Source organism: Methylobacterium sp. 22177 (genome assembly GCF_052045615.1).
In the GTDB taxonomy this organism is placed as follows: domain Bacteria; phylum Pseudomonadota; class Alphaproteobacteria; order Rhizobiales; family Beijerinckiaceae; genus Methylobacterium; species Methylobacterium radiotolerans.
The window spans coordinates 1-25,605 of record NZ_JBQEPK010000035.1; the positions used below are offsets into that span (position 1 = coordinate 1).

The window sequence follows — 25,605 nt, forward strand, 5'->3', positions numbered from 1 at the left end:
GGCTCCGGCCCGCGCTGACGGACATCACCCGGCGCCTCACGGTGAGGCGCCCCCACCACCAGCGCGATCGCGGAGGCGATCGCCGACGCGACGACGGAGGAGAACGACATGGTCGACACCGATCGGATCACGGGCGCGGCCCGGCAACTCGGCGGCAAGGTGCAGGGCGCGTTCGGCGACCTGACCGGCTCGCGGCGCGACGCGGTCGAGGGCCGCGCCCGCGCGGCCGCCGGACAGGCCGAGAGCCTCTACGGCCAGGCCAAGGACACCGTGCGCGACGCGGCCGACCACGTGGCCGACGCGGCCCGCGACCTCGGCGGCCGGGTCCGCGACGCCGTCGACGATCTCGGGGCCGACGACGTCGAGGCCCGCGCCCGCCGCGCCCAGGGCGCCGCGCACGATCAGTACGCCCGCGCCGAGCGCGGCGTCCGCCACGCCGCCGAGGAGGCCTACGACGTCGCCGAGGACGCCTACGCGCGCGGCAGCCGCGCCCTGCGCCGCGGCACCCGCGAGGTCGGCGAGCAGGTCGCCGCGTACCCGCTCGCCGCCCTGCTGATCGCCGGCATCGCGGGCTTCGGCCTCGGCCTGCTCGTCAGCGCCCGCCGCGCCTGAGCCGCGCCTGAGCCGTCAGCCCCACGAGTTTCGACCCACCACCCGGAGTGACAGCGTGACCACCATCCAGACCGTTGCAACGCCCCTCGCGCCGGACGCGCACGCCGACACGCGCGCAGTCCTGCTCAACCAAGTCTCCTGGGGCGCGATCTTCGCCGGCGCCGTGACCGCGCTGGTCACCCAGGTGATCGTCAACCTCGTCGGCGTCGGGGTCGGGCTGGCCTCGGTCGGCACGACCGCCGCCGACAACCCCTCCGCCTCGACCGTGTCGATGGGCGCGGGGCTCTGGTTCGTCGCCTCGGGCCTCGTGGCCTCGCTGGCCGGGGGCGTCATCGCCGGGCGGCTCTCGGGCAAGACCCTGCCGGGCGCGGCCGCCCTGCACGGGCTGGTCTCCTGGGCGGTGACGACGCTGGTGGTGCTGTACCTGCTGACCTCGGCCGCCAGCGGCCTGGTCGGCGGCACGCTCAGCACGGTGTCGGGCGCGCTGGGCGGGGCCGGCAGCCTGGTGGGCGGCACGGTGCAGACGGCGGCCCAGGCGGCGGCGCCGTCGCTGTCGAAGATCGCCAACCCGCTCGACGGCATCGAGGACAAGGTCCGGCAGCAGACCGCCGGGCAGGACCCGCAGGCGGCCAGGGACGCGGCGGTCGCGGCGGTGAAGGCGCTGTTCACCGGCGACCCGTCGCAGAAGCAGCAGGCCGAGGCGCGGGCGGCCGACGCCCTGGCCAAGGCGCAGAACATCCCGGTCGATCAGGCCCGCCAGCAGATCCAGGACTACGAGAAGCAGTACGACCAGGCGGTGGCCAGCGCCAAGCAGAAGGCCGAGGCGGCGGCGGTGACGGCCAAGTCGGCGGCCACGCAGGGCGCGTTCTACGCCGCGCTGGCGCTGATCCTGGGTGCGCTGGCGGCGTATGTCGGCGGCCGGCTGGGCGCGCCCAAGCCCGCGACCCTGCTGGGCGCCTACGAGACCCGGCGCGTCTGATCGCCGGCCCACCGTCGGCCGATCGTCCAGCGATCGCCCGGTGATCCCCTCGGCTCCCGCCCCGGCGGGGGCCGTCCACCCCGGCGGGCGGGGCGCCCGGCCGGACCTCCCGAGCCACGACACGACCCCGAGAGAGAGGAGAGCACGCGATGAGCAGCACGACCGACAAGATCAAGGGCCTGGCCAACGAGGCGGTGGGCAACGTCAAGCAGGCGGCCGGCAAGGCGACGGGCAACGACAAGCTGGTGGCCGAGGGCAAGGCGCAGGAGCTGAAGGGCGAGGCGCAGAAGACCGTCGGCGACGTCAAGGACGGCGCCAAGAGCCTCGCCGACAAGGTCACCGGCAAGCACTGATCCCGACACGGCGGCGCCGGCACGCCGGCGCCGCCCCTCGGCCCGCCTTCGGCACGACGTCTGCCGAACCGGTCAACGCGCGAGAGCAGAGCCGATGCGGCGCTTCGCCAGCCTCTTCCTGCGTCAGGAACTCGTCTTCTTGGTGCTCGCCGTTCTGCTGAGCGTCGGCGCCGGGGTGGCCTACTGGGTATCGCGCGCCACTGTCCTGACCATCGCGGTGGCTCCCAAGGACGGGACGGAGCCGGCCCTGATCCAGGCCTACGCGGATGCCCTGGCCAAGCGCCAGAAGGAGATCCGCCTCAAGATCCTGCCCTTCGACGACGTGCGCGACAGTGCCGAGGCGCTGCGCGACGGGCGCGTCGATCTGGCGATCGTGCGGCCGGACGTCGAGCTCCCCGACAACGGCCTGACGCTGGCCATCCTGCGCGACCAGGCGATGATCATCGCCTCCCCGGAAGCCTCCGGGATCGACCGCTTCCCCGACCTCGACCGCAAACGCCTCGCGATCCTGGCCCATCGGGACGCCGACGAGGCGCTCATCCGCGCCATGCTGGAGCACTACGGGCTGACGCTGGTCACCACCGAGCCGGACGGCGGTCTCCCGCCGCGCCACGTCGCCCTGGTCGAGATGGCCGAGAGCGACCTGGGCGCGGCCCTCGCGCGCAAGCGGGTCGACGCGGTGATCTCGGTCATCGCGCCGACCGCGCCGACGGCCCAACGGATCGTCGGCCTCGTTCAGGCCGCCAGCCGCACTCGCAAGATCACCTTCGTGGATGTCGAGAACGCCGACGCGATCGTCGCCCGGCTGCCGCGTCTGCAGGTGGTCACCATGCCGGCCGAGACCTTCGGCGGCAGCCCCAAGGTGCCGGCCGACGACGTACACACGGTCGGCGCCTCCTACCGGTTGATGGCGCGCTCGAACCTCGCCCGCTCCGTGGCGGCCGACGTCACCCAGCACCTGTTCGAGCTGCGCAGCGCGATGGCGAACGTCACGCCGGCCGCCGACTACGTTCAGGCCCCCGCCTACGATGGGACCGTCGGCGCGACGAGCGCGAGGCTGCCGATCCATCCCGGCGCGGTCGACTATTACGAGCGCGAGCAGCAGAGCTTCATCGAGCGCTACGAGACCTGGATCTACCTGCTCGCCTTCCTGGGCGGCGGCATCGGCTCCGCGCTCGCCTGGATCGGCCAGCGCCTGTCGCGCCTGCGCCGCGAGCGGGTCGAAGAGGCGACCGACCGCCTGCTGCAGATCCGCCAGGAGGCGCAGGAGACCTCGGATCCCGGGCGTCTCGAGATCCTGGCCCGGGAGATCGACGATCTCGCGGGCGACATCGCCAAGCATGCCCTGGAGCGGCCGACCGAGGCCCGGACCATGTCGGCGGCGGCCATCGCCATCGACGCGGCCCGCTCGACGGTGAAGCGCGCCATCGCGGCCGGCCGGAGCGCGGATGACGGATCGGCCCTGGCCGGCAGAGCCATCGCCGCCGACGCCGCCCAGACGCCGGCATGACCCGTTGCGGCGGCCCACCGCCGTATCACCCGGGCTTCGGCCCGCATCAAGGAAGGACGACGCCATGAGCAAGGGATACCCCTCGATGACGGCCCTGCTGGGCCTGCTGGCAGTGGCCGGCTACCAGAATCGCGACCGGATCGCCGAGTGGCTCGGCGGCCACGCCAAGGAGGCGGGTCGGTCGCCGGCCCCGCAGGTTCCGTCCGCCGCGGGATCGACGATTCCGGCGAACCTGGATCGCCTCCTCGGCGGCGCCAGCGCGGGTGGCGTTGGAGGCCTCATCGCCGGTGGCCTGAGCGAACTGGTCGATCATTTCACCAAGGGCGGCCACGCCGAGACGGCGCAGTCCTGGATCAATCACGGCCCGAACCGCGACATCCCGGCCGCTGACCTGGAGCGTGCCATCGGGCCGGACACGCTGGCGGCCCTGGAGCAGCGCACCGGGTTGAGCAAGAGCGAGCTGCTGGCGCGCCTCTCGCGCGACCTGCCCTCGGCCATCGACCGCTACTCGCCGGACGGACGTCTGCCGGCCTTCAGCTGACCGGTCCGTCGAGGTCGTCGCGGCGGCGCCGCGACGACCGGCGGCCGCTACTCGACCAGCTCGTCCACCTTCGCCATCAGCGAGGGCGAGATGGTCAATCCCAGGGTAGCGGCCGTCGTCAGGTTGAGCAGGGTGATGAAGCGCTCGCTGGCCTGCACCGGCAGGTCGCCGACCACCGCGCCGCGCAGGATCCGGTCGATGTACCCGGCCGCCCGCTGCACATCCTGCTCGACGCTGGTCGTGTAGGCGGCGAGGCCGCCGAGGCGCACCGGCGCCGCGTAGGCGTAGACGGCCGGCAGGCGGTAGGTGGCCGCCAGATCGACGATCCGCTGGCCATACACGCCGGTCACCGCGTCGGGCAGGGCGATGAGGCCGCCCTCCGGCCGGGCGGCGAACTCCGTGATCGCGGCCTCGATCTCGGCGGCGTCGTGCACGCCGGCGATCCGGGCCTCGATGCCGAGTTCGGGGCCGATCCGGGCCATCTCGGCCGTGTAGCCCGCGAGTCGGGCCCGGTAATCGGGGTTGATCAGGGCGAGGGCCCGCGTGACGCCGGGGCTGAGTTCCTTCAGGAGCTGCAGCCACTTTCCGACGAGGACGAAGTCGAAATTGGTGAAGCCGGTGAGGTTCCCGCCGGGCCGCGACAGGTTGGTCACGAAGCCGCCGCCGACCGGGTCCTGAAGCATCATGAAGACGACCGGAACCGTCGTGGTCGCCCGCTGGAGCGCGGTCGCGCCGACGACGCCCTGCGCGAGCACGACGTCGGGCTGGCGCGCGAGGATCTCCTCCGCCTGGGCGCGCATCCGCTCGGCGTCGCCGTTGCCGTAATGCAGGTCCACGGCCAGGTTCTGGCCCCAGATCCAGCCGGCCCGCTTCAGACTCTCCTTGAGCGTGTCGACGACGACGGGACTGTCCGGATGCGCTTCGCCGTAGACCAGCAGGATCCCCAGGCGACGCTGACCCTTCGCCGGCGCGGCCGCGTAGGCTGGCCACGCGACCGCGCCGCCGAGGCCCGCGATGACGTCGCGCCGTCTCATGCGCCGGTCTCCTGTCTGAACGCGTTCCGGGCATCGCCGATCGGGCGGGATCCCGATCGCTCGCCCCGGGGACGGTAATAGGCGCTGCCTCATGCCAGGGCTATCGCGGCCGCCGAACGGGGCGCCCGGCGCGGGTGCAGGGCTCAGCGGACCTCGACCCGGCTGCCGCTGCTGCCGTTCAGCAGGCGCTTCAGGTGATAGGCCGCGACCCCGTCGTCGGGACGCAGCCCGACCAGCGCCGCGAAGGCCGGAAGGGCGCCGGCCTCCCCGGCGTCGAGCTTCGCGTAGGCGTCCTGGTACTGGGCGAGCAGCGCGTCCTCGTAGGCAGCCTCGGTCAGGGGTTCGTAGGCGCGCAGGGCCGTCTGCTTGCCGCGCAGGAGGAGGTCGCCGAGGGGGCGGCCGCGGAACTGACCGGCGCGGATCACGACGGCGTCGCTGACGCAGATCCGGGTGCCGAACGCCTTGTTGGCGTTCTCCAGACGGGCGGCGGTGTTGATGGTGTCGCCGTAGGCCGTGTAGTCGAAGTACCGGCCGCCGCCGAAATTGCCCACGATCGCCGGCCCGGCATGGACGCCGATCCGCGTCACGCCGATCTCGATCCCGCGCTCGCGCCAGCGCCCGCGGAAGGCCTCGGCCGCCTCGTCCAGGGCGAGGGCGCACGCCACGGCGCGGGCCGCGTGGTCCGGCTGGTCCCCCGGCGCGCCGAACAGCACGTGCAGGGCGTCGCCGACGATCTTGGCCACCGTCCCCTCGTGGGCGAAGACCACGTCGGTCATCTCGGCGAAGTAGCCGTTGAGGATCTCGGCGAGCTGCACCGGGTCGAGGCTCTCCACCAAGCTGGTGAAGCCGGCGATGTCGGTGAACAGCGAGGCCACGTCGCGCCGGTGGCCGCCAAGCTCGAGACCGGACGCGTCCCCGGCGAGCCGCTCGGCGAGGTTCGGCGAGAAGTACCGGGCCAGGGACGCGTGGGCCCGCTCGGCGAGCGATTGCCGGCGCCGCCCCTCGCGCAGGTCCTCGACGTGACGCAGCGTCCGCTCGATCGTCGTCTCCAGGTCGGCGAAGTCGATCGGCTTCGTCAGGAAGTCGAAGGCGCCCCGGTTCATGGCGGTGCGGATGTTCGCCATGTCACCGTAGGCCGAGACGATGATGATCGAGGGGCGCTCCGGGAGGTCCTGCAGCTTGGCGAGCAGAGTCAGCCCGTCCATCCGCGGCATGTTGATGTCGGAGACGACCAGATCGACGTCGCGGCTCTCCGAGAGGCGGTCCAGCGCCTCCTGCCCGTCGTGGGCGAACAGGAAGGTGACGAGGCCCTGGCGGATCTGGCGGCGGAATTTCTGGGTGATCAGCGCCTCGAGATCCGGCTCGTCGTCGACGACCAGGATCTTGGCGTTCGGGGCGCCGGGGGTCATTCGGTCCCCGCGAAGGCGGACAGCCGGCGATCGATCTCGGCCTTCAGCACGGCGAAGTCGATCGGCTTGGTGATCAGGCCCACGGCGCCGGCGGCGCGGACCTTCTCGCGCGTCTCGGCGTCGCCGTAGGCTGTGATCATGATCACCGGCACGTCGGGGCGCGCGGCGCGCACCAGGGGCAGCAATTCGAGGCCGGTCATCCCGGGCATGTTGATGTCCGACAGCATCAGGATCAGGCTCGGCTCGTTGGCGCCGTTGATCCGCTCCAGGGCTTCCGCCGCCGAGTGCGCGAAGGCCATCGCGAAGCGTCCGGCGCGCAGCTCGCGGCGGAACTGCTGCCGGAACAGGTCTGTGACGTCGGGTTCGTCATCGACGACGAGGATCAGGACGTTCATGGCTGGCTCTCGGTCTCGGCCGCCGTCTCGGTCGCCGGCCGAGGCGGCGCGGCCGGCGTAACACTCTGGCGCGGCAGGGTGATGATGAATTCCGTGAAGGCACCCGGTTCCGAGGCGACGTCAACCGTCCCGCCGTGCTGCTTGACGACGATGTCGTGGCTCAGCGACAGGCCTAGCCCCGTTCCCTCGCCCGCCGGCTTGGTGGTGAAGAACGGGTCGAACATCTTGGCTCTGACGCTGTCGGGGATGCCGGTACCGTTGTCGCGCACGCGGATCTCGACGCTGTCGCCCCGGTCCCGGGTCGCGACCGACAGCGTCGGTTCGTAGCCGGGATCACCGTCGGCGGCCCGCTTCTCGGTGGCGTAGAAGCCGTTCGACATCAGGTTCAGAAGGACCCGCGTGATCTCCTGGGGGTAGAGGTCGGCGAGACCGGACGCCGGATCGTAATCGCGCACGAGGGTCACGTTGAAGCTCGGTTTCGCCGCGCGGGCCCCGTGATAGGCAAGATTCAGGCTCTCCTCGACCAGCCCGTTGACCTCGACCGGTCGATGCTCGCCGGATCCGGTGCGCGAGTGCAGCAGCATGTTCTTGACGATCGAGTCCGCGCGCTTGCCGTGTTGGACGACCTTCGCGAGATTGCCCTTGAGCAGGCCGGCGAGCTCCTCGACCTCCGCGCGCGTGTCCGGATCGAGGGCCGCCGGTTCGAGCACCTCGCGAAGCTCGTCCACCAGCTCGTTCGAGAGCGACGCGAAGTTGTTGACGAAGTTCAGCGGGTTCTTGATCTCGTGGGCGATGCCGGCGGTGAGCTGTCCCAGCGAGGCGAGCTTCTCGGACTGGACGAGCCGGCTCTGCGCCCGCTGGAGATCGTCGAGCGAGCGGTTGAGGTCGCGGGTCCGTTCCTCCACCTTGGCCTCGAGCGTCTCGTAGGAATCCTGAACCCGGCTCGCCATCGTGTTGAACCGGTGCGCGAGGGTCTCGATCTCGTCGCCGGTGCGGATCACGATTCTCTCGGACAGGTCGCCCGCGCCGAACCGCTCCGCCCCGTCCTCGAGTTCGCGGATGGGCACGACCATGCGCCGCGCCAGGAAGGTGCCCGCCACCGCTGCCAGCAGCACGCCGAGACCCATCAGCGATGTGGTCTGGATCACGGATTCGAGGGCGGGGCCCATGGCGTCGCGCAGCGATTCCTGCACGAAGACGATCCAGTCGACCCGCGGGATCGTGGCATGGGCCGCCAGCACCCAGCCGCCGTCGAGGCCGGTGGTGATCTCGTAGTCCTGACCCGCCATGCGGGAGCCGGGCAGGGCCGCCGCCACCTCGGCCAGACCGGACAGGTCGGTGTCGCGCAGGACGAGGCTCAGATCCGGGTGCGCGATCAGCCGCCCGGTCGCCGTGGTCACGAAGGCGTAGCCGTGCTCGCCGACGTTGATCGCGCTGACCACGTCCCAGATCAGCTTCAGATTGACTTCCGCGACGGTCACGCCGGGGTCGCGTCCGGCATGGGCCACCGAGACGGTCATGTACGGCTCGGAGCCGCGCCGGAAATAGACCGGGCCGAACCAGGTCTTCTGGGCGAGCGCCTGGGTGAAGCGCGGCGAGGCCGAGAAATCCTTGCCGCTGGCGACGGCGTCGGGCTCCAGCCGCGAGACGCGCAGCTGCTCCTTCCCGGCCGGATCGAGGTACGCCACCTCCGTGATGGCCGGTGCCTGGCGCAGCAGGCGGATGAAGTCGTAGCGCTGCTGCTCGGGGGAGACCCGCCGCCACTCGGCCCGGGTCGTCCAGCCGATCTGGCTCTCGATCGAGGACAGGAAGGCGTCGACGCGTTCGGCGGCGGCGCGCGCCTTGGTGCGCTGCGTCTCGATCGCGGTCCGCTTGGCGTCCTGATAGTTCAGCGTCAGGTCGACGGCGCCGTTGATGAGCAGCACCAGGCTGACGAGGCCCACGAAGGCCACCGCGAACTTCCCCGCGAGCGGCAGGCGGAACCAGCGCGGCGGCGCTGCCGCGGCCGGCGGGGAGGCGAGCGGGCGCGGCGCCGTCATTCGACGATCTCGTCCGCCTGGGCGAGGAGCGCCGACGAGATGGTCACGCCCATGGTGCGGGCCGTCTTCAGATTCACGATGAAGTCGAACTTCGTGGGCGCCTGGACCGGCAGGGTCGCGGGGTTCTCGCCGCGCAGGATCCGGCCGACATAGGCGGCAGCCCGGTGGACCGTCTCCACCGGGTCCGGCCCGTACGACATCAGCCCGCCCCGATAGGCGAAGCGCCGGATGGCGAAGACGGCCGGAACCCTGAGGCGCGTGGTGAGCGCGACGATCTGGTCGCCGTTGGCCTCGCTGAACGTGCCCGGGGCGACGATCAGGCCACCGTCTCCCTGCCGCGCGAGATCCGCGATGATGGGCTCGATCTCGACCGCCTTGTCGATCTTCACCACCGCGGGCTCGATCCCGAGGGCCGTCGCGGTGGTGCGGAACGGCTCGGCGTAGAGGTTCTCGCCCCGGATCTCGGTGCTCAGGTTGGACAGGAGCGTGACGCGTCGGAGGTTCGGGACGGCCTCCTTGAGGGCCGCCACCCATTTCCCGCCCAGAGGCGCCTCGTAGAGCGTGAAGCCGGTGATGTTGCCGCCCGGGCGCTGGAGACTCTCCACGTACCCGAAGCGGACCGGGTTCGAGGCGCCGACGAACACGATGGGTATCTGCTTCGTCAGGGACGCCACGGCCGTGAGCTGCGCGCTGAGATAGGCGAAGATCACCTGCGGTTGTGTGGCCACGAGGTCTGCCGCGAGGAGGCGCGTGCGCTCGCGGTCGGCCCCGGTCCAGCGATCGTCGACCCGCTGATCCGGCTGACCGTGATCGCGCAAGCCGGCGTGGAACGCTTCCGCCAGCACCCGGCCCTCGGGATCGCCCTCCACGAAGGGCCAGAGGGCCGCGACGTGGGCCTGACCCTGCGCCCGCACGGCGTGCGGCCACCCGGCGAGCGCCAGGGGCAAACCAGCGAGTACGGTTCGCCGCCTCATCCGACTATCGCGCCACATCCCTGCCGACGGCCCCGCCGCGCGGACCGGACCGCGCGCCTCGGCCGGCCCCTGCGATCGATCGCCGGAGCATAGTGCAAGCTCCACTTTGACACCACGCGCGAGATCCCGCGCGGTTATCAAAATGCCAGCCGCATGCCGCCGACGATGTTCCGCGGAGCACCCGCGAAGACCGAGCCCGTGGTGGTCGCCAGCACGGCGGCGCCGTTCTGGAGGCCGGTGGTGCCGCTGATCCCATTGGCGAGGTTCTGCGCGGAGGCGACGTAGGTCGTGTCGAACAGGTTGCGAACCTCGACGTACAGGCTGAGCCGCTTCGCGTAGCCGCCGGTCAGATCCGTGGCGTAGTGCAGGTTGGCGTTGACGACCGCGTAGCCCGGGGCCTTCAGCAGGTTGGCGTTGTCGAGGTAGAAGTCGCCCTGGACGACGGTCTCCACGAAGGCGCCGAGACCCGCGAGCGGTCCGCTCGGCACGTCGTAGCCGAGGCGGGCCAGGAGCTGGTGGGCCGGAACCCCGGGAATCCGGTTCCCCGCCCGGTCGAACGACCGGGTCAGGCTGCCGGCGCTGAGCCGCTCAGTATAGCGGGTGTAGATCTGGTCGTCGAACGTGTAGGCCAGCGTCCCGCGCCAGCCGGGCGCGAAGGCCCAGTCGGCGCCGACCTCGATGCCGCGATGCTCCGACGCGGGCGCGTTGAACGTGTAGGCGAGGAGGCCGGCCCCCGGCGATTGCGAGACCAGCTCGTTGCGGAAGAACTCGTAGAACCCGGTCACGCTCAGGCGGAGATCGGTCATCGGGCTCCACTCGGCGCCGAGATCGAAGCCGAGATTCTCCTGAGTCTGGAGCTGCGTGTTGTTTCCGGGCAGCCCGGCCGGGGTGATGAACAGGTTGCTGGCGGCCGGCGTGGTGTAGCCGGTGGCGACCCGGCCGCGCAGCGCCCAGGCCGCGTCCGGCCGGTAGACCAGGGCCAGCTCGGGGGCGACGTTGAGGAAGGACCGGTTCGCGTCCGCCACCGTCCGCGTCGTGCCGCTCGCCGCGTACGCGTAGGCGATGTTGCGCCCGGTGATCGAGGTGGTCTCGGCGCTCAGGCCGAGGATGCCGGTCCACTGATCCGACAGCGCCAGCTCGAGCCGCGCCCGGCCGCCGAGATTCGACTGCACCGCCGCCTGATCGCCGATCAGCGCCCCCAGGCGCGGGCCGTCGTAGGGAGCCCGGTTGAAGGTGGTGATGTGATTGTCGATGGTGTTGTAGGCCAGCGCGACGTAGCCGGTTGCCGGCAGGCCGAACAGGTCGCCCCGCCGGGTCAGGTCGGTCAAGAAGTTCCAGGACGGGTAAGAGCCCCGCGACGAGGTCGTGTAGAACGGCTGATCGAAGTTGCGCTCGTCGAACCCGAGCTGCGTGCGCCAGGTGGTGAACGCGTCGATGTCGTGCTCCCAGCGGGCGGCCACGATGGTCCGGCGGTCGTTGCGCCCGAAGCCGCCCTCGTCGGCCGTCACCGGCACGGTCGCGCCGAATGCCCCGTTCCGGAACAGGTTGAAGGTGGTGCAGCCCGGGGCCGCGCTCGCTGCGGCGACGCAGCCGCGCTGGTACGGGTTGATCCGGTACTGGGCCAGGGACGCGCGGGCGGGCAGGTTGGCGTCGAGGGTGTTGTTGATCACCTTCAGGGTGAAGCGGTTGTCCGGCGTCGGAGTGTAGCTCGCGAGCAGATTGATGGTCTGCGTGTCGTAGCTGGCGTGGTCCTGGTAGCCGTTGGCGCGGACGTCGCTGGCGAACAGGCTGATCTCGAACGGGCCGCTGACGCCGCCGACGGTGAAATAGTTGCTGAGGTAGCCGAAGCTGCCGGCATCCACCCCGATCTCGTAGCCGTCGATCTCGCGACCGGTGCGCGTCCGGAACGCGATGGCGCCCCCGGTGGCGTAGTTGCCGAAGAGCGGCGATTGCGGCCCGCGGAACACGTCGATCCGGCCGTAGGCGCGGGGGTCCGTGAGATCGAAGCGCGACGCGCCGTCCGGCTGGGTGAGGATGAAGCCGTCCTCCAGGACGACGGTGTTCTTGATCACCCCGGTGGAGCGGGCGTTGTTGCCGCGGATCGAGATGACGACGTCGCGGCCGCCGTTCCCCTGCCGCACCGTGACGCCAGGGCTGTTCACCAGGACCGATCCGATGCTGGTTGCCGGGCGGTTCGCGATCGTGTCGTCCCGGCCGATACCGGTCACGATCTCGCCGACAGGGTGCTCGATGACCGCGGGCGCCGAGCCCGGTGGCGCCGCCACGCCGAAGGGCGGCGCGGCACTCCGGCCCGCGGCGGGCGCGGCCTCGCCCTCCACGGAGAGTTCCTCGAGGGTCACGGCGGTCTGGCCGAGGGCGGGGAGGGGGCTTCCGGCGAGCAGGAGCGCGAGGGCGGCGCCGCACAGGACGGTCTGGTCGGAGGTCATCGGAGGTCTCGTCTGATCGAAGGGGCGAGCGGCGGCGCCACCCGGAGGAAGGGCGATCAGGCGGAGCGGGGCGGCCCGCGGGGCTGGCCGACGATGATGGGGACCGACGCGGCCCGGGCAGGGGGCGGGATCGGCCACGCCACCGCTGTCCAGCGCAGGCGGCGCGCGAGGCCGGGCGAGGCCGGGAGGAGCGGCGGGACGGCGCCGGCGCGACACAGCCCGCAGAGGGCGCAGGACCCCGTTGCCGGCGCGTGCAGGCCGATGGCGACGTCCCCGACCTGATCCGACGCGTGCCCGCACAGGATCTGGCCGGGCAGCACGCCCCGATCCGCCTGCGCCATCCGGAGCGCGACGGCCGGTGCGAGCGCCTGGATCCAGAGCGCGAGCACGATCAGCACCGCGCCCGGAAGACCCGGACGCCCGCGTCTCAGGCGCGGAGGCTTGTGCACGGGCACGGCGCCCGCTCGTACCGGATCAGTTCGCCCACCGCCTTCGGAGCCGGCCCGCGGCGAGGTCGAAGCCGATCATGGCGGCGATGGCGAGCCCGGTCAGCGGGAAGAGCGCCCCGAGCCCGAGGATGATCACGGTCACCGTCGCGGCCACCCGCCGGTCGCGCGGCCAGGGCGGCACGCCGAGGCCGCCGGCCGGGCGCCGCTTCCACCACATCGTTCCGGCGGTGACGGCGAGCAGGATGGTGGCGAGGCAGAAGCCCAGCATCGCGAACTGGTTCGCGCGGCCCCAGTGCTCGCCCTTGTGGATGCCGATCCCGTACTGAATCGCCCGGCCGACGGGTCCGAGATCGCCGAAGCGGACGTCCACCAGCGGGCGGCCGGAATACTGGTCGAGGGTCAGGACCCGCTGCCGCGTGACGTCGCGCGGGTAGATTGCGGCGGCGTAGACGCCGTCCGCGCCGACGGGCAGCGCCAGCTCGAAGCCGCGGGGCATTCCCAGACTTCGGAGGATCGCCACGGCGTCGTCGATGCCGACGCTCGCGGCCGCGGCGGCCGGCGCCGAGCGCGGCACGGGCGCGTCCTGCAGAGTCCAGCCGGCATCTTCCAGCCGGTCGCGTAGAGGCACCGTCGAGACCGGCCGGTTCGCCCAGAGCGCGGCCGGCTGGCCGAGGCCGGCGGCGTTGGACCACGCGCGCAGCTCCTGTCCCCACCAGATCGACCAGGGCAGGCCGGTCAGCGCCAGGAAGAGCAGCCCGCCGCCGGCGACGAACCCGGTGACGGCGTGAAGGTCGCGCCACCACACGCGCCGGCGCGGGCCGGCGCGCAGGGTCACGACGCCGCCCATCCGGCCGCGGGGCCACCACAGGTACGCGCCCGTCACCACCAGGATGATCGCGAAGCCCGCGACGATCTCGATGACGGCGTTCGCCAGGGGGCCGACCAGCACGAGGCTGTGCAGCCCGCGGACCACCGCCATGAGCTCGCGGTCCCGGTCGACCCGGTAGAGCACGTCGCCGGTATACGGATTCAGGTAGACGTGGATCCGGCGCTCGCCCGAAGCGAGGGTGACGCGCGCCGCGGCGTCCGGCGAGGCCGGGTCGGTGTAGGTGACGGGCGCGGCGTCCGGCACGGCCTGCAGCGCGTTGAAGATCAGCCGGTCCGGACCCATCGGCGCCGTCTCGCTCGGCGCGACCCGGGTCCGGTACGCGAACAGGCTGCCGTTGATCTCGTCCTTGAACAGGTAGAGCGCGCCGGTGGCCGAGAGGCTGATCAGGAACGGAAGGCACAGCAGGCCCGCGTAGAAGTGCCACCGCCAGACGGCCCGATAGACGGCGTCGCGGGACAGTCGCCGCGTGGCGGCCGCACCGTATGCGGGGGCGTCGCCGTGGAGAACAATCGACATGATGGGAGGTCCGGGCCTGAACGATCGGGAGCGGGATCGTCAGGCTTCCGGTGGACCTCGCGCGGTGCCGGTCGAGGCCGGCGGCCCGGTCGTCGGGATCTCGGATTCGGGGCGCCACGCGCAGCGCGTCGCGGGCGCGGCGGGCCAGGCGGCAGCGGTCGGGTCGATGGTCGGAAGCGCCAGCGCTCCGGCCTGCACGACCGTGCAGCAGGGATGGACGTGCACCACCGTGCCGGCGGGGTCGCCCGAGGCGTGCCCGGCGCAGATCACCGCGTCCGGATCGTCCCAGGCTCGGGCCGGGGTGGCGAAGCCCAGGAACGCTTGGAGCAGCAGCGCGTAGAGCGCGACCAAGCCGATGATCGCGCGCCCTCGAACCGTGAGAGGCAGGCACCGGCGCATCCGGCGATCTAGGCGGCCGCGCGGCGGCGCGTCAACGGGCGATGACTGCCGGACCGTGCCCGACCCCGCTCGATTTCTGCGGATCGCTGCAGGATGAGAGAGACGTGCCGGGCCGCAAGCAAGAAAAAAACCCGCCGGATCTGAGATCGGGCGGGCCGGCGCGGTGGCTGGGGGACCTGGATTCGAACCAGGACTAGAGGAGTCAGAGTCCACCGTTCTACCGTTAAACTATCCCCCAATCAGCCGTGAACCCTGCGCATCCGGTGTCGGAGATGGCGGGGCAAAGCCCGCAGCGCATCGAGCGGCTCCGGGCGTGGGCGGTGAGATAGGCGGAATGCTTCGGGAGGTCAACCGGTTGTTCTGCTGTTGACGCAGCCTCCGCCGCGGCCGTAACCGTGAGGTCGCGGATGCCGCCAGGAAGGGTGGCCGAGTGGTTTAAGGCAGCGGTCTTGAAAACCGCCGTGGGGGCAACTCCACCGTGGGTTCGAATCCCACCCCTTCCGCCGCCTCCGGGCGGGATCGATGCGGTTGCCGGAACATCGCGGGCGGTCCCGCGTCGCTCACGCCGCCGGGGTTCGCGCCGTCCGGCCGGAGCTGCGCCTCCCCCAAGTCGCAGGCGATCACCGGTACTTGGCGTGCGCGCTAGGATCAGCCCTCCGGCCGCCGCGGATCGGCGCCTGCCGGATCCGGCCGGTTTCGGACGTCCAGCGCGGCGGCTCAAGTGTTCGTCGGTGAGATCGCGTGCGGCCGTGCGGCGCCGCGACTGATTTGCGCCTCGCGGCCGATGCGGTTAGTCAGCCTTAACCGTGTCATCTGTCCGTGTTCGATCGCGCCCCGCGGTGGGCGGGAGGTCAGGCAGCGGTCTGGAGCTGCCGGTACTCACTTCAGTGCCGCGAGAAACAACGCATTATTAACCACACCCGGATTGCTTGAAGGCAATCTTGATTTGACAGCGCGCCACGTCCGGCGAACCAGAATGGTGATGAGACGGCGTCGATGGTTGATCTGACTGGCTACCGCCTGACTTTCGACGACGAGTTCAACGCGCGCAGCATCTCGCAGAACGGCGTCGGGACCACGTACCGGGACATCCGCGCCGAGTGGCGGTACGACGCCAATTCCGACATCGGCTTCGGCCGGTCCTCGTTCCTCGACTCCGCGTCCGGTTACGATCCCTTCAGCGTCCAGAACGGTGTCCTGACGATCACGGCGGCGCCGCCCGGGACGAGCGCGTCCGGATATCCCGGGAGCTGGCAGTCCGGCCTCATCAGCACGCAGGGCAATTTCTCGCAGACCTACGGCTACTTCGAGATCCGCGCGGATTTCTCCAACAATCCCGACGCCTGGGACGCCTTCTGGCTGCTGCCGAATCAGCAGAGCCCGCAGTCGAGCAGCGCCAACGGCCACCAGGAACTCGATGTCGTCGAGCATTACGGAAACAACGACCGCGGCGTCTACAGCACGATTCACACGACCGATCCGCAGGCGGCCGGAACGACGTGGCAGCAGACCCGCCAGGTCTACAGCGAGATGCCCAACCCGAGCGGGTATCATACCTACGGCATGAACTGGCAGGCGGATCGCATCAGCTTCTACGTGGACGGTCAGCTCGTCGGTTCGCAGGCGACGCCGTCCGACCTGCACAGCCCCATGTATCTGTTGGCCAACTTGGCCGTGCAGAGCACGGCGGCGACCGGCACCCGGTTCAGCTCGAGCATCGACTACATCCGCGTCTACTCGAACAACCCCAATGCCGTCGCGGTACCGCAGGACCGCGTGTCTTCGCCGGACGGCCGGGATCCGGGCCTGTACGGAGCGACGGCCGGTGTTCGGTCCAGCGCCGGCGCGGCCGGAACGCAGGCGGGCGCGACCGGCTCCACGGGGCCCGCATCGGGCGCGACCGGATCGAGCGGATCGACCCCATCGCCCGCGGGAACGGCTCAATCGAGCGGATCGCCGAACAGCGCCCCGTGCTACTGCACCGGCACGACCATCCGGACCGACCGCGGCGACGTGCCTGTCGAGCGGCTCGTGGTCGGGGACAGCGTCGTCACGGCCGCGGGCCTGCGCCGCCCGATTCGATGGATCGGACGGCGCACCTATCCCGGATCCTCGGCCCCGCCGAGCGAGCGGCCGGTGCGTATCCGGGCCGGCGCTCTGTACGAGGGGGTTCCGGCCCGCGACCTGCTCGTCTCGCCGGACCACGCCGTGTGGCTGGACGGGCTGTTCGTCGCCGCCGGCCACCTCGTCAACGGCACCAGCATCACCCGCGGGGAGGTCGTGACCGATCTCACCTACTGGCATGTCGAGCTCGAAAGCCACGACCTCCTCATCGCGGAGGGCACGCCGGCCGAGAGCTTCCTGCCCGCTCCCGGCATCCGTCGGCTCTTCGACGGCCCTGGCGCGGACGATCCGTCAACCGTCCCGCAGCCCTACGCGCAGCGCACCGAGCTCGGTCCCCAGCTCGCCGCGCTGCGCAGGCGCCTGATCCGGCGGGCCGGCGCTTCGTTCGCGCACGCGCCTCCGGGCGCCGTGCGGGCGTGGCTGGACCGCTGCGCCCTCCGCGCGGACGGTGCGCTGCGCGTGGCCGGCTGGGCCCACGACCCGGCACAGCCCGACGCTCCCGTGTGCCTGGACATCGTGGTCGACGGCGCGATCGTGGCGGTGACGGTGGCGGCGGAGTACCGCGCCGACATCGCTGCGGCGGGGGTGGGCGACGGTCGACACGGTTTCGACCTCGGCGTCGAGGCACCCCTCGCCCCCGGGGTGCCGCACGTGGTCGAGGTGCGCCGCTCGGCCGACGAGGCGGTGATCTGCGCCATGGCCGCCGACGCGGCGGGCGTGTGGCGACCGCTGCTGGCCGCGTAGCACGCCGCCAGCGGCGTGCGGATCCGGCCGCCGGTCGGAGGCTGTCGGCAGTCGCGCCGCGGGGCGGAAGTCAGGCGCGCCGCATCAGGCCGGGTGCGCGCAGGTCCGAGGCGCGGCTGCGCGTGGCGGGGGCGCGCGTCCCGGACACGCGCGGCGGCTGGGCCTGCCGGATCTGGTCGAGCAGGAGCGGGCGGGCGAAGTAGTAGCCCTGGGCGCAGCGGATCTGCGTCGCGCCGAGCAGGTAGGCGACTTCCTCGAAGGTCTCGACGCCCTCGGCGACGACCGTCATGCCGAGCGCCGCGCCGAGCGACTCGATCGCCTTCAGGACGATCTGGCTGCGCGGTCGCTTATCGATGTCGGTGATGAACGAGCGATCGATCTTGAGCTCGTCCGCGGTGATGTCGGCCAGGGCCGCGAGGGACGAGTAGCCGACGCCGAAATCGTCGATCGAGACCCGCGCGCCGATCGCCCGGATCTTCGGCAGAACCTCGCTCTGGAAGCGGCCTGTCGTGAAGAAGGCCTCCTCTGTCAGTTCGAGGACGAAGCGCTCCGCGAGGCCGGTCTCGCCCAGCGAGGCGCAGAAGGCGGTCATGAACGGCACGTCGCAGGCCTGCTTGGCGGCGATGTTGAGGCTCACGGTGACGTCGGGTCCGAACACCTCGTCGATGTCGGGCATCGCCTGAACGGTCTCGGAGAGGAGCTGGAGGGTGATCTCGTTGATCAGCCCCAGCTCGATGGCCAGGGCGATGAAGTCGCCCGGGGCCTGGATCATGCCGAGCTCGTCGCGCCAGCGCAGCAGCACCTCGACGCCCGTGACCCCGTGGGAGCGCATGTCGACCTTCGGCTGGAAGGCGCAGCAGAAGCAGCGGTCGCGGATCGCCAGTCGGAGGCGCTGCTCCACGGCCATGCGGGCCGTGGCGGCCTGGCTCATCGCGTCGTCGAAGAGGCTGACGCCGCCCTTCAACTCGCCCTTCACCCGGTACATCGCGTTGTCGGCCTGCCGGGCGAGGGTCTCGTAGCTGTCGCCGTGCTCCGGGAAGAGGCTGAGGCCGATGGAGGCGGAGGCGAAGATCTCGTGCCCGTCGATGAAGAACGGCTGCTTCAGGCGCTCCGAGATGGCGCGCACGGCGGCCAGCGCCTCGTCCCGATCGGTGATCGGGGCGAGCAGGAGCACGAACTCGTCGCCGCCGATCCGGGCCAGGAGGTCGCTCGGGCGCAGGGCGCCGCCGATCCGGTCGGACATCTTGCGCAGCAGGGCGTCGCCCGCGGCGTGGCTGTAGTAGTCGTTGATGTGCTTGAAGTTGTCGAGATCGATGAACGCCAGGGCGAACCGGTCCCCCGGCGCCGATCCTGCCAGGACATCCGCGATGCTCTGCTCGAACATCGTCCGGTTGGGCAGGCCGGTGAGGGCGTCGATGAAGGCCTTGGTGATCAGCTCACGCTGGATCCGGTGATGGTGCGTGACGTCGGTCAGGGTCGTGAGCGTGAAGGCGTCCCGGCCCCCGGCGACCGGCCGCGTCCGCACCTCGAACATCCGGTCGTCGACGGCCTCGACGGCCGCGGTATCCCGGGCGTCACACGGCGCGGCGGGCAGCGCCGCGACGGCCCTGTCCCCGAGGGCGCGCGCGGCGGCGTTGGCCAGGATGCAGTGACCCTGGCCATCACGGACCACGACGCCGACCGGAAGCGCCTGGATGGCGGCCTCGAGCAGGGTCTGACGCTCCGGGTAATCGGGCTCGCTCATGCCCCGCCCTGCTGCCACAGGGACTTGGCAGGCGGGGCGCCGGCCTGGCCGCCGGTCGGGGCCTGATCGCCGGTCTCGGGGGGGCGACGGAGCAGCCGGCGGTGCATCTGCTCGAGGGCGGCGCCCTGGCCGCCGTCCGGGCCTGTCTCGCGACCGAGGCGCGCCGCCGCGCCGGGATCCGCATCGTGTCCGGCGAGCTTGTTCATGGTGGCGCCCCGCCAGCGCTCGACCACGGCGCCGACGAAGGCCGCGCCGGCGACGGTGGCGCCGTCCTCGGCGGCGCGGCCGCTCGCGTCGTTGCGCGGGTGACGCGCCGACGGCAGCGGCCGGAAGGTCATGCGGGCCGGAATCGGGACTCCCTCGCCGAAGGCGATGACCTCGCCGGTGCCCAGAGACGGGACGAAGGTGAGCAGGTTGGTGGCGTCCGACACCGCGGCGGCCAGGAACGCCTGGTCGCGCGCGTTGGTCATCCGCATGGCGAACAGGGTGCTGCACTGCGACATGATCGTCGCGTCGAGCTCGGCCGGGCGCTGGGTGACGAGGCCGAGATGGACGCCGTGTTTGCGGCCCTCGCGGGCGATCCGCGCCAGGGCGCGACGCGTCGGCGTGAAGCCGACCGAGCGGTCGGCCGAGGCGAACCGGTGTGCCTCCTCGCAGACGAACAGCAGCGGGACGGCGCCCTCACTCCAGATGCCGAACTCGAAGGCGAGGCGGCACAGGACGCACACGACGGCGTCCACGACCTCCATCGGCAAGCCGGCGAGCTGCATGATCGTCATCGGCCGCCCGTCAGGATCGAGCCGGAACAGGTGCGCCAGGATCTCGCCCATCATGTCGCCGCCGACATTGGCGTTGTCGAACATGAAGCCGTGCCGGGGATCGTTCCGGATCGCCTCGATCCGGCTGATCAGCCGGTGATAATGCATCCGGGAGACGCGGTTCTCGAGCCGCCCCATCCGCTCGTCGATGAGCGCGAGCAGGTCCTGCAGCATGTACGGGACGGGCGTGTCGACCGTGTAGCCGGCGCCCTTGCCGAACGACCGCTTGACGATCTGGCGGTCGCTCGCCTCCTTGTACTGCCCGTACTTGCTCTTCGCGAGGGGGATCACCTCGGCCAGGATCTCGATCTCCTCGTCCACGGCCGGACGTCCGCCGTAGATGACGTCGGCGATTTCCTCCAGGTTGAACAGCCAGAACGGCAGCTTGAGGGTCCGCGGGCTGATGACGCTCGCGCGGTCGCCGAAGCTGGCAGCGTACTCGTTGTGCACGTCCAGCAGGAAGACGCGCACGGCTGGCCGCGCCCGCATCACCTCGTCCAGGATGACCGTCACGCCGCTGGACTTGCCGACGCCGGTGGCGCCGAGCACCGCGAAGTGCTTGGAGAGCAGGTCGTCGATCTTGATGCAGGCCGGGGTGTCGGGGTCCTGATAGAGCGCGCCGACGGCCGCCGTGTTGGTCGCAGAAACCTGGTGGACGATCCGGAGGTCGGCGGCGGACAGGAGTTCGACGGTGTCGCCGATCGCTGGGTAGCAGGTCACGCCGCGGCTGAAGCGGCGCGCGTCGCGTCCCGCGACGATCTCGCCGAGCAGGTCGAGGCTCGCGTAGGCACCCGGCCGATGGCCGCGCTCGCTGCCCGAGGAGAGCGTGGTGACGATGCCGACGAGGACAGCGTCGCCGGCCCGGATCCGGACCAGATTCCCGACGGTGACGCGCACCCGCGGCCGCCCGTTCAGTACGGTGAGTTCCAGATGGACCTTCGATCCCTCGATGGACGTCACGGCGCCCATATGCGACGCGGCATCGTCGTGCCGGACCGTTCCGTCGCCGCTCAACATCATTCGCACCCTGGCCCGAAACAGAAACGGTGCGATACTGGGTGACCGTGATTAAAGTTCTGACAAAGGAACGCGCGCGACGAAACAATGCTTAACCGATGCCTTACGGTTCTTGAGCATCGGCGAGGTTGTATTCTGCGTCCGGATCGGAGGACGGCGCGCGGCAAGCCAACCGCCGCGCCGGGCGGCGCACCCCCGGGAGCCGCGCCGAGAGATACGCGGCATGGGCTGTGTGCCGCGAGCCGGATTTGCGCCTAGGCCGGCTGGCCGTCGGCGAAATGCTCGCGCATCCAGCATTCACCGGATATCCGGGCCCCGTTCTGCGTTACGAACGCGTAGGGCGAGTGTTCGACCACGGCGCCGCCGCGACTGCGGATGACCCAGCGGAAACAGCGGGGATCGTCCACGCACGGAACGATCTCGACGGTGTGAGAGCGCGTGATTTCGGTCGTCATGCGCGATAAACGCCCGAGGGCGCGACTCCGCTCCACACCTCGCGTGTGGACGGTTACCGAGCGGTGTGGCCGCGCACGCGGATCGGGCCTGTTTGTCGGGCTCTGTGGCCGGGGCCTTTCCCGCCGCGGCCCGGTTCGGGCCGAGCCTTCCGGCCGGGCGTGGCCCCGGCGCCGAGCGACAAGGATGCTGCATGCCGATCAAGGCCCTCAACGACCGCAAGAAGCTGTCGAACGACTTCAACGAGGCCAACGACGCCTTCATCGACGAGGTGCTGAGCGCGCTCCAGGCTGGCCGGATCCCCGTCGATCTCGCCCGCGCCTATCTCGCGCATCCCGTCGCGATGATGCACACGGACGGAGCGCAGGCCGTCGCCAACTACTTCGAGCGCATGCTGGCCCAGCGGCCGAACATCGACTGGACGCCGGGCGCCTGAGCACGGCACGGGACCCCTGACGAGATGGAGCGCGGATGACCGCCGACGAGATCGAGGATCTGAACCGGGCGCGTGCCGCTCTGACCCGCCAGCGGAACGCCATCGCGCGGCGCCTGGGCGGCCTCGACCTGGCGCCGATCTCCATGGCGGAGGACCTGACCCGGACCCTGCTCGCCATCGAGGCCGTGGACCGCGCCCTGGTCGATGCGGGTCAGCCGCATATCGATATCGGCCATCGGCCGGACGCCTAGGGATTGCGGCGCGCGCGGCCGCGGGCGAGTCTTGCGCCGCAAACCCGGGCGGGCGTACAGGCTCGGGTGCTCTGAGGAGACCCGACGATGTCCGACCGCCTGCCCGGCTTCAACACGCTGGCGATCCACGCGGGTGCCGCCCCCGACGCGGCCACCGGCGCACGGGCCACGCCGATCTACCAGACCACCAGCTTCGTGTTCGACGACGTCGACCACGCCGCGTCGCTGTTCGGTCTTCAGGCCTTCGGCAACATCTACACGCGGATCACCAACCCGACGAACGCCGTGCTGGAGGAGCGCATCGCGGCGTTGGAGGGCGGGACCGCCGCCCTGGCGGTCGCCTCCGGCCACGCGGCCGAGTTTCTGACCATGCACGCCCTGATGCAGCCGGGCGACGAGTTCGTGGCCTCGAACAAGCTGTACGGCGGCTCGATCAACCAGTTCAACCACTCGTACAAGAACTTCGGCTGGTCGGTGGCCTGGGCCGACAACGACGACCCCGCCTCCTTCGAGGCGGCGATCACGCCGCGCACCAAGGCGATCTTCTGCGAATCGATCGCCAATCCCGGCGGCGTCATCACTGACCTCGCGGCGCTCTCGCAGATCGCCAAGAGGCACAACATCCCGCTCGTCGTCGACAACACCATGGCGACGCCGTACCTGATCCGACCCTTCGAGCACGGCGCCGACATCGTGGTGCACTCGGCCACCAAGTTCCTCGGCGGCCACGGCAACTCGATCGGCGGCCTGATCGTCGACGGCGGCACGTTCCAGTGGGCCGGTGACGCGCGCTACCCGATGATGAGCCAGCCGCGGCCGGAATATTCCGGCATGGTGCTGGCCGAGACCTTCGGCAATTTCGGCTTCGCCATCGCCTGCCGTGTGCTGGGCCTGCGCGATCTCGGGCCGGCGCTGTCGCCGTTCAACGCCTTCCTGATCCTGAACGGCATCGAGACGCTGCCGCTGCGCATGCAGCGGCACTCCGACAACGCGCTGACGGTAGCCAAGCACCTGTCGACGCATCCGGCGGTGTCGTGGGTGAGCTATCCCGGCCTGGAGACCGACCGCTACCATCAGCTCGCGCGGCGCTACACGCCGAACGGCGCCGGCGCCGTCTTCACCTTCGGGCTGAAGGGCGGCTACGACGCGGGCGTCAAGCTCGTGTCGAGTCTCCAGCTGTTCTCGCACCTCGCCAATATCGGCGACACCCGCTCGCTGATCATCCACCCGGCCTCGACGACCCACCGCCAGCTCACCGACGCGCAGAAGACCGCCGCGGGCGCGGGACCCGACGTGGTGCGGCTGTCGATCGGCCTGGAGGATCCGGCCGACCTGATCGACGATCTCGACGCCGCTCTCGGGGGCTGACGAGCCGACGCCGGACGGCCCGGCCGCGCCGAGACCGGCGATCGCCGCGAGGCGACCGCGGCGGCGCGTCCGGGCTCGACGTCGCCCGCCGCCCGGGTTTCGCGGCGTGCGCGATGTTCGCTGCGCGGGCGACGACGGTGCCGGCGGAACGAAGCTGACGCCGCCTCGCCGGCCGTCGCGTGTGGCGCGACGGCCGGCGAGGCTCAGAAGGCCTCCGCCTCCAGCGCCATGGTGCTGTCCGCACCGGCCTTGATCCGGCCGAGACGCAGGGCGGTCTCAGGAAGCATCCGCTCCATGAAGAACCGGCCGCTCGTCAGCTTCGACTCCCAGCGCGGGGAGGGTGCCTCCGCGTGCTTGGCCTGGGCCGCCTTGGCGATCCGCGCCCACATGTAGCCCAGGGCCACGAGGCCGAAGAGGTGCATGAAGTCGGTGGCGCCGGCCCCGGCATTGTCGGGCTTGCTGAACGCGTTCTGCATCAGCCACATCACGGCGCCCTGGAGGTCGTTCAGCCCGGCCTGGAGCGGCTTGGTGAACGGCGCCATGGCGGGATCCTCGCCGTGGTCCTTCAGGAAGGTCTGAACCTCGCCCAGGAAGGTCATCATCGCCCGGCCGCCGTCCTTCGGCAGCTTGCGGCCGATCAGGTCCATGGCCTGGATGCCGTTGGCGCCCTCGTAGATCATGGCGATGCGGGCGTCGCGCACGAACTGCGACATGCCCCATTCCTCGATGTAGCCGTGGCCGCCGAGGAGCTGCTGGGCCTCGACCGCGTTGGCGAAGCCGCGATCGGTGAACACGCCCTTCACCACCGGGGTCATCAGGCCGAGGTGGTCGTCGGCGGCCTGCCGCTCCTTGGCGTCCTCGGAGCGGTGCAGGATGTCGGCCTGGAGCGCGGTCCAGAGCATGAGGGCCCGGGCCGCCTCGTTGAAGGCGCGGATCTGCATCAGCGTGCGGCGCACGTCGGGGTGGACGATGATCGGGTCGGCGGCCTTCTCGGGCGCCTTGGCGCCGGTCAGAGCCCGGCCCTGCAGCCGGTCCTTCGCATAGGCGGCCGCGTTCTGGTAGGCGACTTCGGACTGGCCGAGGCCCTGGACGCCGACGGCGAGCCGCGCCTCGTTCATCATCACGAACATGGCGTTGAGGCCGCGATTCTCCTGGCCCACGAGCCAGCCCGTCGCCCCGTCATAGTTCATCACGCAGGTGGCGTTGCCGTGGATGCCCATCTTGTGCTCGAGGGAGCCGCAGGAGACGCCGTTGCGCGCCCCGAGGGACCCGTCGGCGTTCACCAGGAATTTCGGCACCACGAAGAGCGAGATGCCCTTGGTGCCGGCGGGCGCCCCCTCGATCCGGGCGATGACGAGGTGCACGATGTTCTCGGCGAGATCGTGCTCGCCGGCCGAGATGAAGATCTTGGTGCCGGTGATGCTGTAGGAGCCGTCGCCGTTCGGCACGGCCTTGGTCTTGAGCAGGCCGAGATCCGTGCCGCAATGCGGCTCGGTCAGGTTCATGGTGCCGGTCCACGCGCCCTCGACCATCTTGGGCAGGTACAGCGCCTTCTGCTCCTCCGAGCCGTGGACCAGCAGGGCCGCCATCGCGCCCTGCGTCAGGCCGGGATACATGCCGAAGGCGAGGTTCGCGCCCGAGGCGAATTCCTGGATCGCCGTGTTGAGGGTGTGGGGCAGCCCCTGGCCGCCATAGGCCTCGGGCACCGACAGGCCCATCCAGCCGCCGCTGGCGTATGTGTCGTAGGCGGCCTTGAATCCGCTCGGCGTGCGCACCGTGCCGTCGGCCTCGCGGCGACAGCCCTCGACGTCGCCCGTGCGGTTGAGCGGGGCGAGCACCTCCTCGGCGAGCTTCGCGCCCTCGCGCAGGACGGCCTCGACCACGTCGGGCGAGGCGTCGGCGAAGCCCGCCAAGTTGTCCCGGGCGTGGAAGCCGAGGACGTCGGTGAGCAAGAACAGCGTATCCTCGACCGGAGCGCGATACTGCGGCATCTCTGGCTTCCCCCGTCTGGTGCGGGCCTGTCGGAACGGCCCGCCGCGTTGGCCGCATGTAAACGCCACGCTGCCCGCGGAGCAACGGCTCCGCCCGCCCATCGCGCGACACG

Annotated in this window: 22 protein-coding genes and 2 tRNA genes; 10 read left to right on the forward strand and 14 right to left on the reverse strand. The window is 71.1% G+C overall.

Annotated elements, in window-relative coordinates; all coding sequences use genetic code 11:
• Positions 1-108 precede the first annotated feature (108 nt).
• From ACTJK8_RS24320 to ACTJK8_RS24340, 5 genes are all read left to right on the forward strand, one after another.
• Positions 109-612, forward strand: coding sequence for a CsbD family protein (locus ACTJK8_RS24320; protein WP_053620543.1), 504 nt, complete (start codon positions 109-111; stop codon positions 610-612).
• A 55-nt stretch (positions 613-667) separates the two neighbouring features.
• Entirely contained in the window at positions 668-1,591 is a 924-nt protein-coding gene (locus ACTJK8_RS24325) for a hypothetical protein (protein WP_012321377.1), read from the forward strand.
• A gap of 149 nt (positions 1,592-1,740) precedes the next feature.
• Entirely contained in the window at positions 1,741-1,944 is a 204-nt protein-coding gene (locus tag ACTJK8_RS24330; RefSeq protein ID WP_029361667.1) for a CsbD family protein, read from the forward strand.
• Positions 1,945-2,038: 94 nt separating this feature from the next.
• The gene (locus ACTJK8_RS24335; protein ID WP_012322536.1) at positions 2,039-3,454 is read left to right on the forward strand and encodes a TAXI family TRAP transporter solute-binding subunit; all 1,416 of its coding nucleotides are present in this window, start codon (positions 2,039-2,041) and stop codon (positions 3,452-3,454) included.
• Between the two features lie 64 nt (positions 3,455-3,518).
• Complete coding sequence (locus ACTJK8_RS24340) at positions 3,519-3,995, forward strand: YidB family protein (protein ID WP_440762638.1); 477 nt, start codon at positions 3,519-3,521, stop codon at positions 3,993-3,995.
• Between the two features lie 47 nt (positions 3,996-4,042).
• Here the strand turns inward: ACTJK8_RS24340 and ACTJK8_RS24345 are convergent, their stop codons facing one another.
• From ACTJK8_RS24345 to ACTJK8_RS24390, 10 genes are all read right to left on the reverse strand, one after another.
• Complete coding sequence (locus tag ACTJK8_RS24345; RefSeq protein WP_440762639.1) at positions 4,043-5,029, reverse strand: ABC transporter substrate-binding protein; 987 nt, start codon at positions 5,027-5,029, stop codon at positions 4,043-4,045.
• A gap of 143 nt (positions 5,030-5,172) precedes the next feature.
• Positions 5,173-6,438, reverse strand: a complete 1,266-nt coding sequence (locus tag ACTJK8_RS24350; RefSeq protein WP_024827938.1) for an adenylate/guanylate cyclase domain-containing protein — start codon at positions 6,436-6,438, stop codon at positions 5,173-5,175.
• A complete protein-coding gene (locus ACTJK8_RS24355) occupies positions 6,435-6,833 on the reverse strand; it encodes a response regulator (RefSeq protein WP_012322540.1) in 399 nt (132 codons plus the stop codon). The genes ACTJK8_RS24350 and ACTJK8_RS24355 overlap by 4 nt, the downstream gene beginning before the upstream one ends.
• Positions 6,830-8,872: a sensor histidine kinase gene (locus ACTJK8_RS24360; RefSeq protein WP_058606551.1), complete on the reverse strand. Its 2,043-nt coding sequence runs from the start codon at positions 8,870-8,872 to the stop codon at positions 6,830-6,832. The genes ACTJK8_RS24355 and ACTJK8_RS24360 overlap by 4 nt, the downstream gene beginning before the upstream one ends.
• The gene (locus tag ACTJK8_RS24365; RefSeq protein ID WP_012322542.1) at positions 8,869-9,846 is read right to left on the reverse strand and encodes an ABC transporter substrate-binding protein; all 978 of its coding nucleotides are present in this window, start codon (positions 9,844-9,846) and stop codon (positions 8,869-8,871) included. The genes ACTJK8_RS24360 and ACTJK8_RS24365 overlap by 4 nt, the downstream gene beginning before the upstream one ends.
• 137 nt (positions 9,847-9,983) lie before the next feature.
• Positions 9,984-12,293 carry a TonB-dependent receptor family protein gene (locus tag ACTJK8_RS24370; protein ID WP_440762640.1) on the reverse strand — a complete coding sequence of 770 codons (2,310 nt, stop codon included), beginning with the start codon at positions 12,291-12,293 and terminating at the stop codon, positions 9,984-9,986.
• A gap of 56 nt (positions 12,294-12,349) precedes the next feature.
• A complete protein-coding gene (locus ACTJK8_RS24375; RefSeq protein WP_159392697.1) occupies positions 12,350-12,748 on the reverse strand; it encodes a DUF2946 family protein in 399 nt (132 codons plus the stop codon).
• Positions 12,749-12,767: 19 nt separating this feature from the next.
• Positions 12,768-14,147 (reverse strand): PepSY-associated TM helix domain-containing protein, encoded by a 1,380-nt coding sequence (locus ACTJK8_RS24380; protein WP_440762641.1) that lies wholly within the window; start codon positions 14,145-14,147, stop codon positions 12,768-12,770.
• Between the two features lie 39 nt (positions 14,148-14,186).
• Entirely contained in the window at positions 14,187-14,498 is a 312-nt protein-coding gene (locus ACTJK8_RS24385) for a hypothetical protein (protein ID WP_440762642.1), read from the reverse strand.
• A gap of 212 nt (positions 14,499-14,710) precedes the next feature.
• Positions 14,711-14,784 (reverse strand) — tRNA-Gln (locus ACTJK8_RS24390).
• Between the two features lie 178 nt (positions 14,785-14,962).
• On the opposite strand from ACTJK8_RS24390, the gene ACTJK8_RS24395 reads away from it, so the two are divergent.
• Both ACTJK8_RS24395 and ACTJK8_RS24400 read left to right on the forward strand, forming a co-directional pair.
• A tRNA-Ser gene (locus tag ACTJK8_RS24395) sits at positions 14,963-15,049 on the forward strand.
• Between the two features lie 493 nt (positions 15,050-15,542).
• The gene (locus ACTJK8_RS24400; RefSeq protein ID WP_440762643.1) at positions 15,543-17,414 is read left to right on the forward strand and encodes a Hint domain-containing protein; all 1,872 of its coding nucleotides are present in this window, start codon (positions 15,543-15,545) and stop codon (positions 17,412-17,414) included.
• A gap of 70 nt (positions 17,415-17,484) precedes the next feature.
• Here ACTJK8_RS24400 and ACTJK8_RS24405 read toward each other — a convergent pair whose 3' ends face one another.
• The 3 genes from ACTJK8_RS24405 to ACTJK8_RS24415 all read right to left on the reverse strand — a co-directional run bounded on the left by ACTJK8_RS24405 (position 17,485) and on the right by ACTJK8_RS24415 (position 21,448).
• Positions 17,485-19,158, reverse strand: a complete 1,674-nt coding sequence (locus tag ACTJK8_RS24405) for a putative bifunctional diguanylate cyclase/phosphodiesterase (RefSeq protein WP_440762644.1) — start codon at positions 19,156-19,158, stop codon at positions 17,485-17,487.
• On the reverse strand, positions 19,155-20,993 hold the full coding sequence (locus ACTJK8_RS24410; RefSeq protein WP_012322634.1) for an ATP-binding protein: 1,839 nt from the start codon (positions 20,991-20,993) through the stop codon (positions 19,155-19,157). Before ACTJK8_RS24410 ends, ACTJK8_RS24405 begins: the two co-directional genes overlap by 4 nt.
• Positions 20,994-21,247: 254 nt before the next feature.
• Positions 21,248-21,448 carry a hypothetical protein gene (locus ACTJK8_RS24415; RefSeq protein ID WP_012322635.1) on the reverse strand — a complete coding sequence of 67 codons (201 nt, stop codon included), beginning with the start codon at positions 21,446-21,448 and terminating at the stop codon, positions 21,248-21,250.
• A gap of 191 nt (positions 21,449-21,639) precedes the next feature.
• Here ACTJK8_RS24415 and ACTJK8_RS24420 point away from each other — a divergent pair, with 191 nt between their 5' ends.
• From ACTJK8_RS24420 to ACTJK8_RS24430, 3 genes are all read left to right on the forward strand, one after another.
• On the forward strand, positions 21,640-21,882 hold the full coding sequence (locus tag ACTJK8_RS24420; protein WP_029361116.1) for a hypothetical protein: 243 nt from the start codon (positions 21,640-21,642) through the stop codon (positions 21,880-21,882).
• A gap of 35 nt (positions 21,883-21,917) precedes the next feature.
• Entirely contained in the window at positions 21,918-22,133 is a 216-nt protein-coding gene (locus tag ACTJK8_RS24425; RefSeq protein ID WP_012322637.1) for a hypothetical protein, read from the forward strand.
• An 87-nt stretch (positions 22,134-22,220) separates the two neighbouring features.
• A complete protein-coding gene (locus tag ACTJK8_RS24430; protein WP_012322638.1) occupies positions 22,221-23,501 on the forward strand; it encodes an O-acetylhomoserine aminocarboxypropyltransferase in 1,281 nt (426 codons plus the stop codon).
• Positions 23,502-23,704: 203 nt separating this feature from the next.
• Here ACTJK8_RS24430 and ACTJK8_RS24435 read toward each other — a convergent pair whose 3' ends face one another.
• The gene (locus ACTJK8_RS24435) at positions 23,705-25,492 is read right to left on the reverse strand and encodes an acyl-CoA dehydrogenase C-terminal domain-containing protein (protein ID WP_024827931.1); all 1,788 of its coding nucleotides are present in this window, start codon (positions 25,490-25,492) and stop codon (positions 23,705-23,707) included.
• Positions 25,493-25,605: the final 113 nt, after the last annotated feature.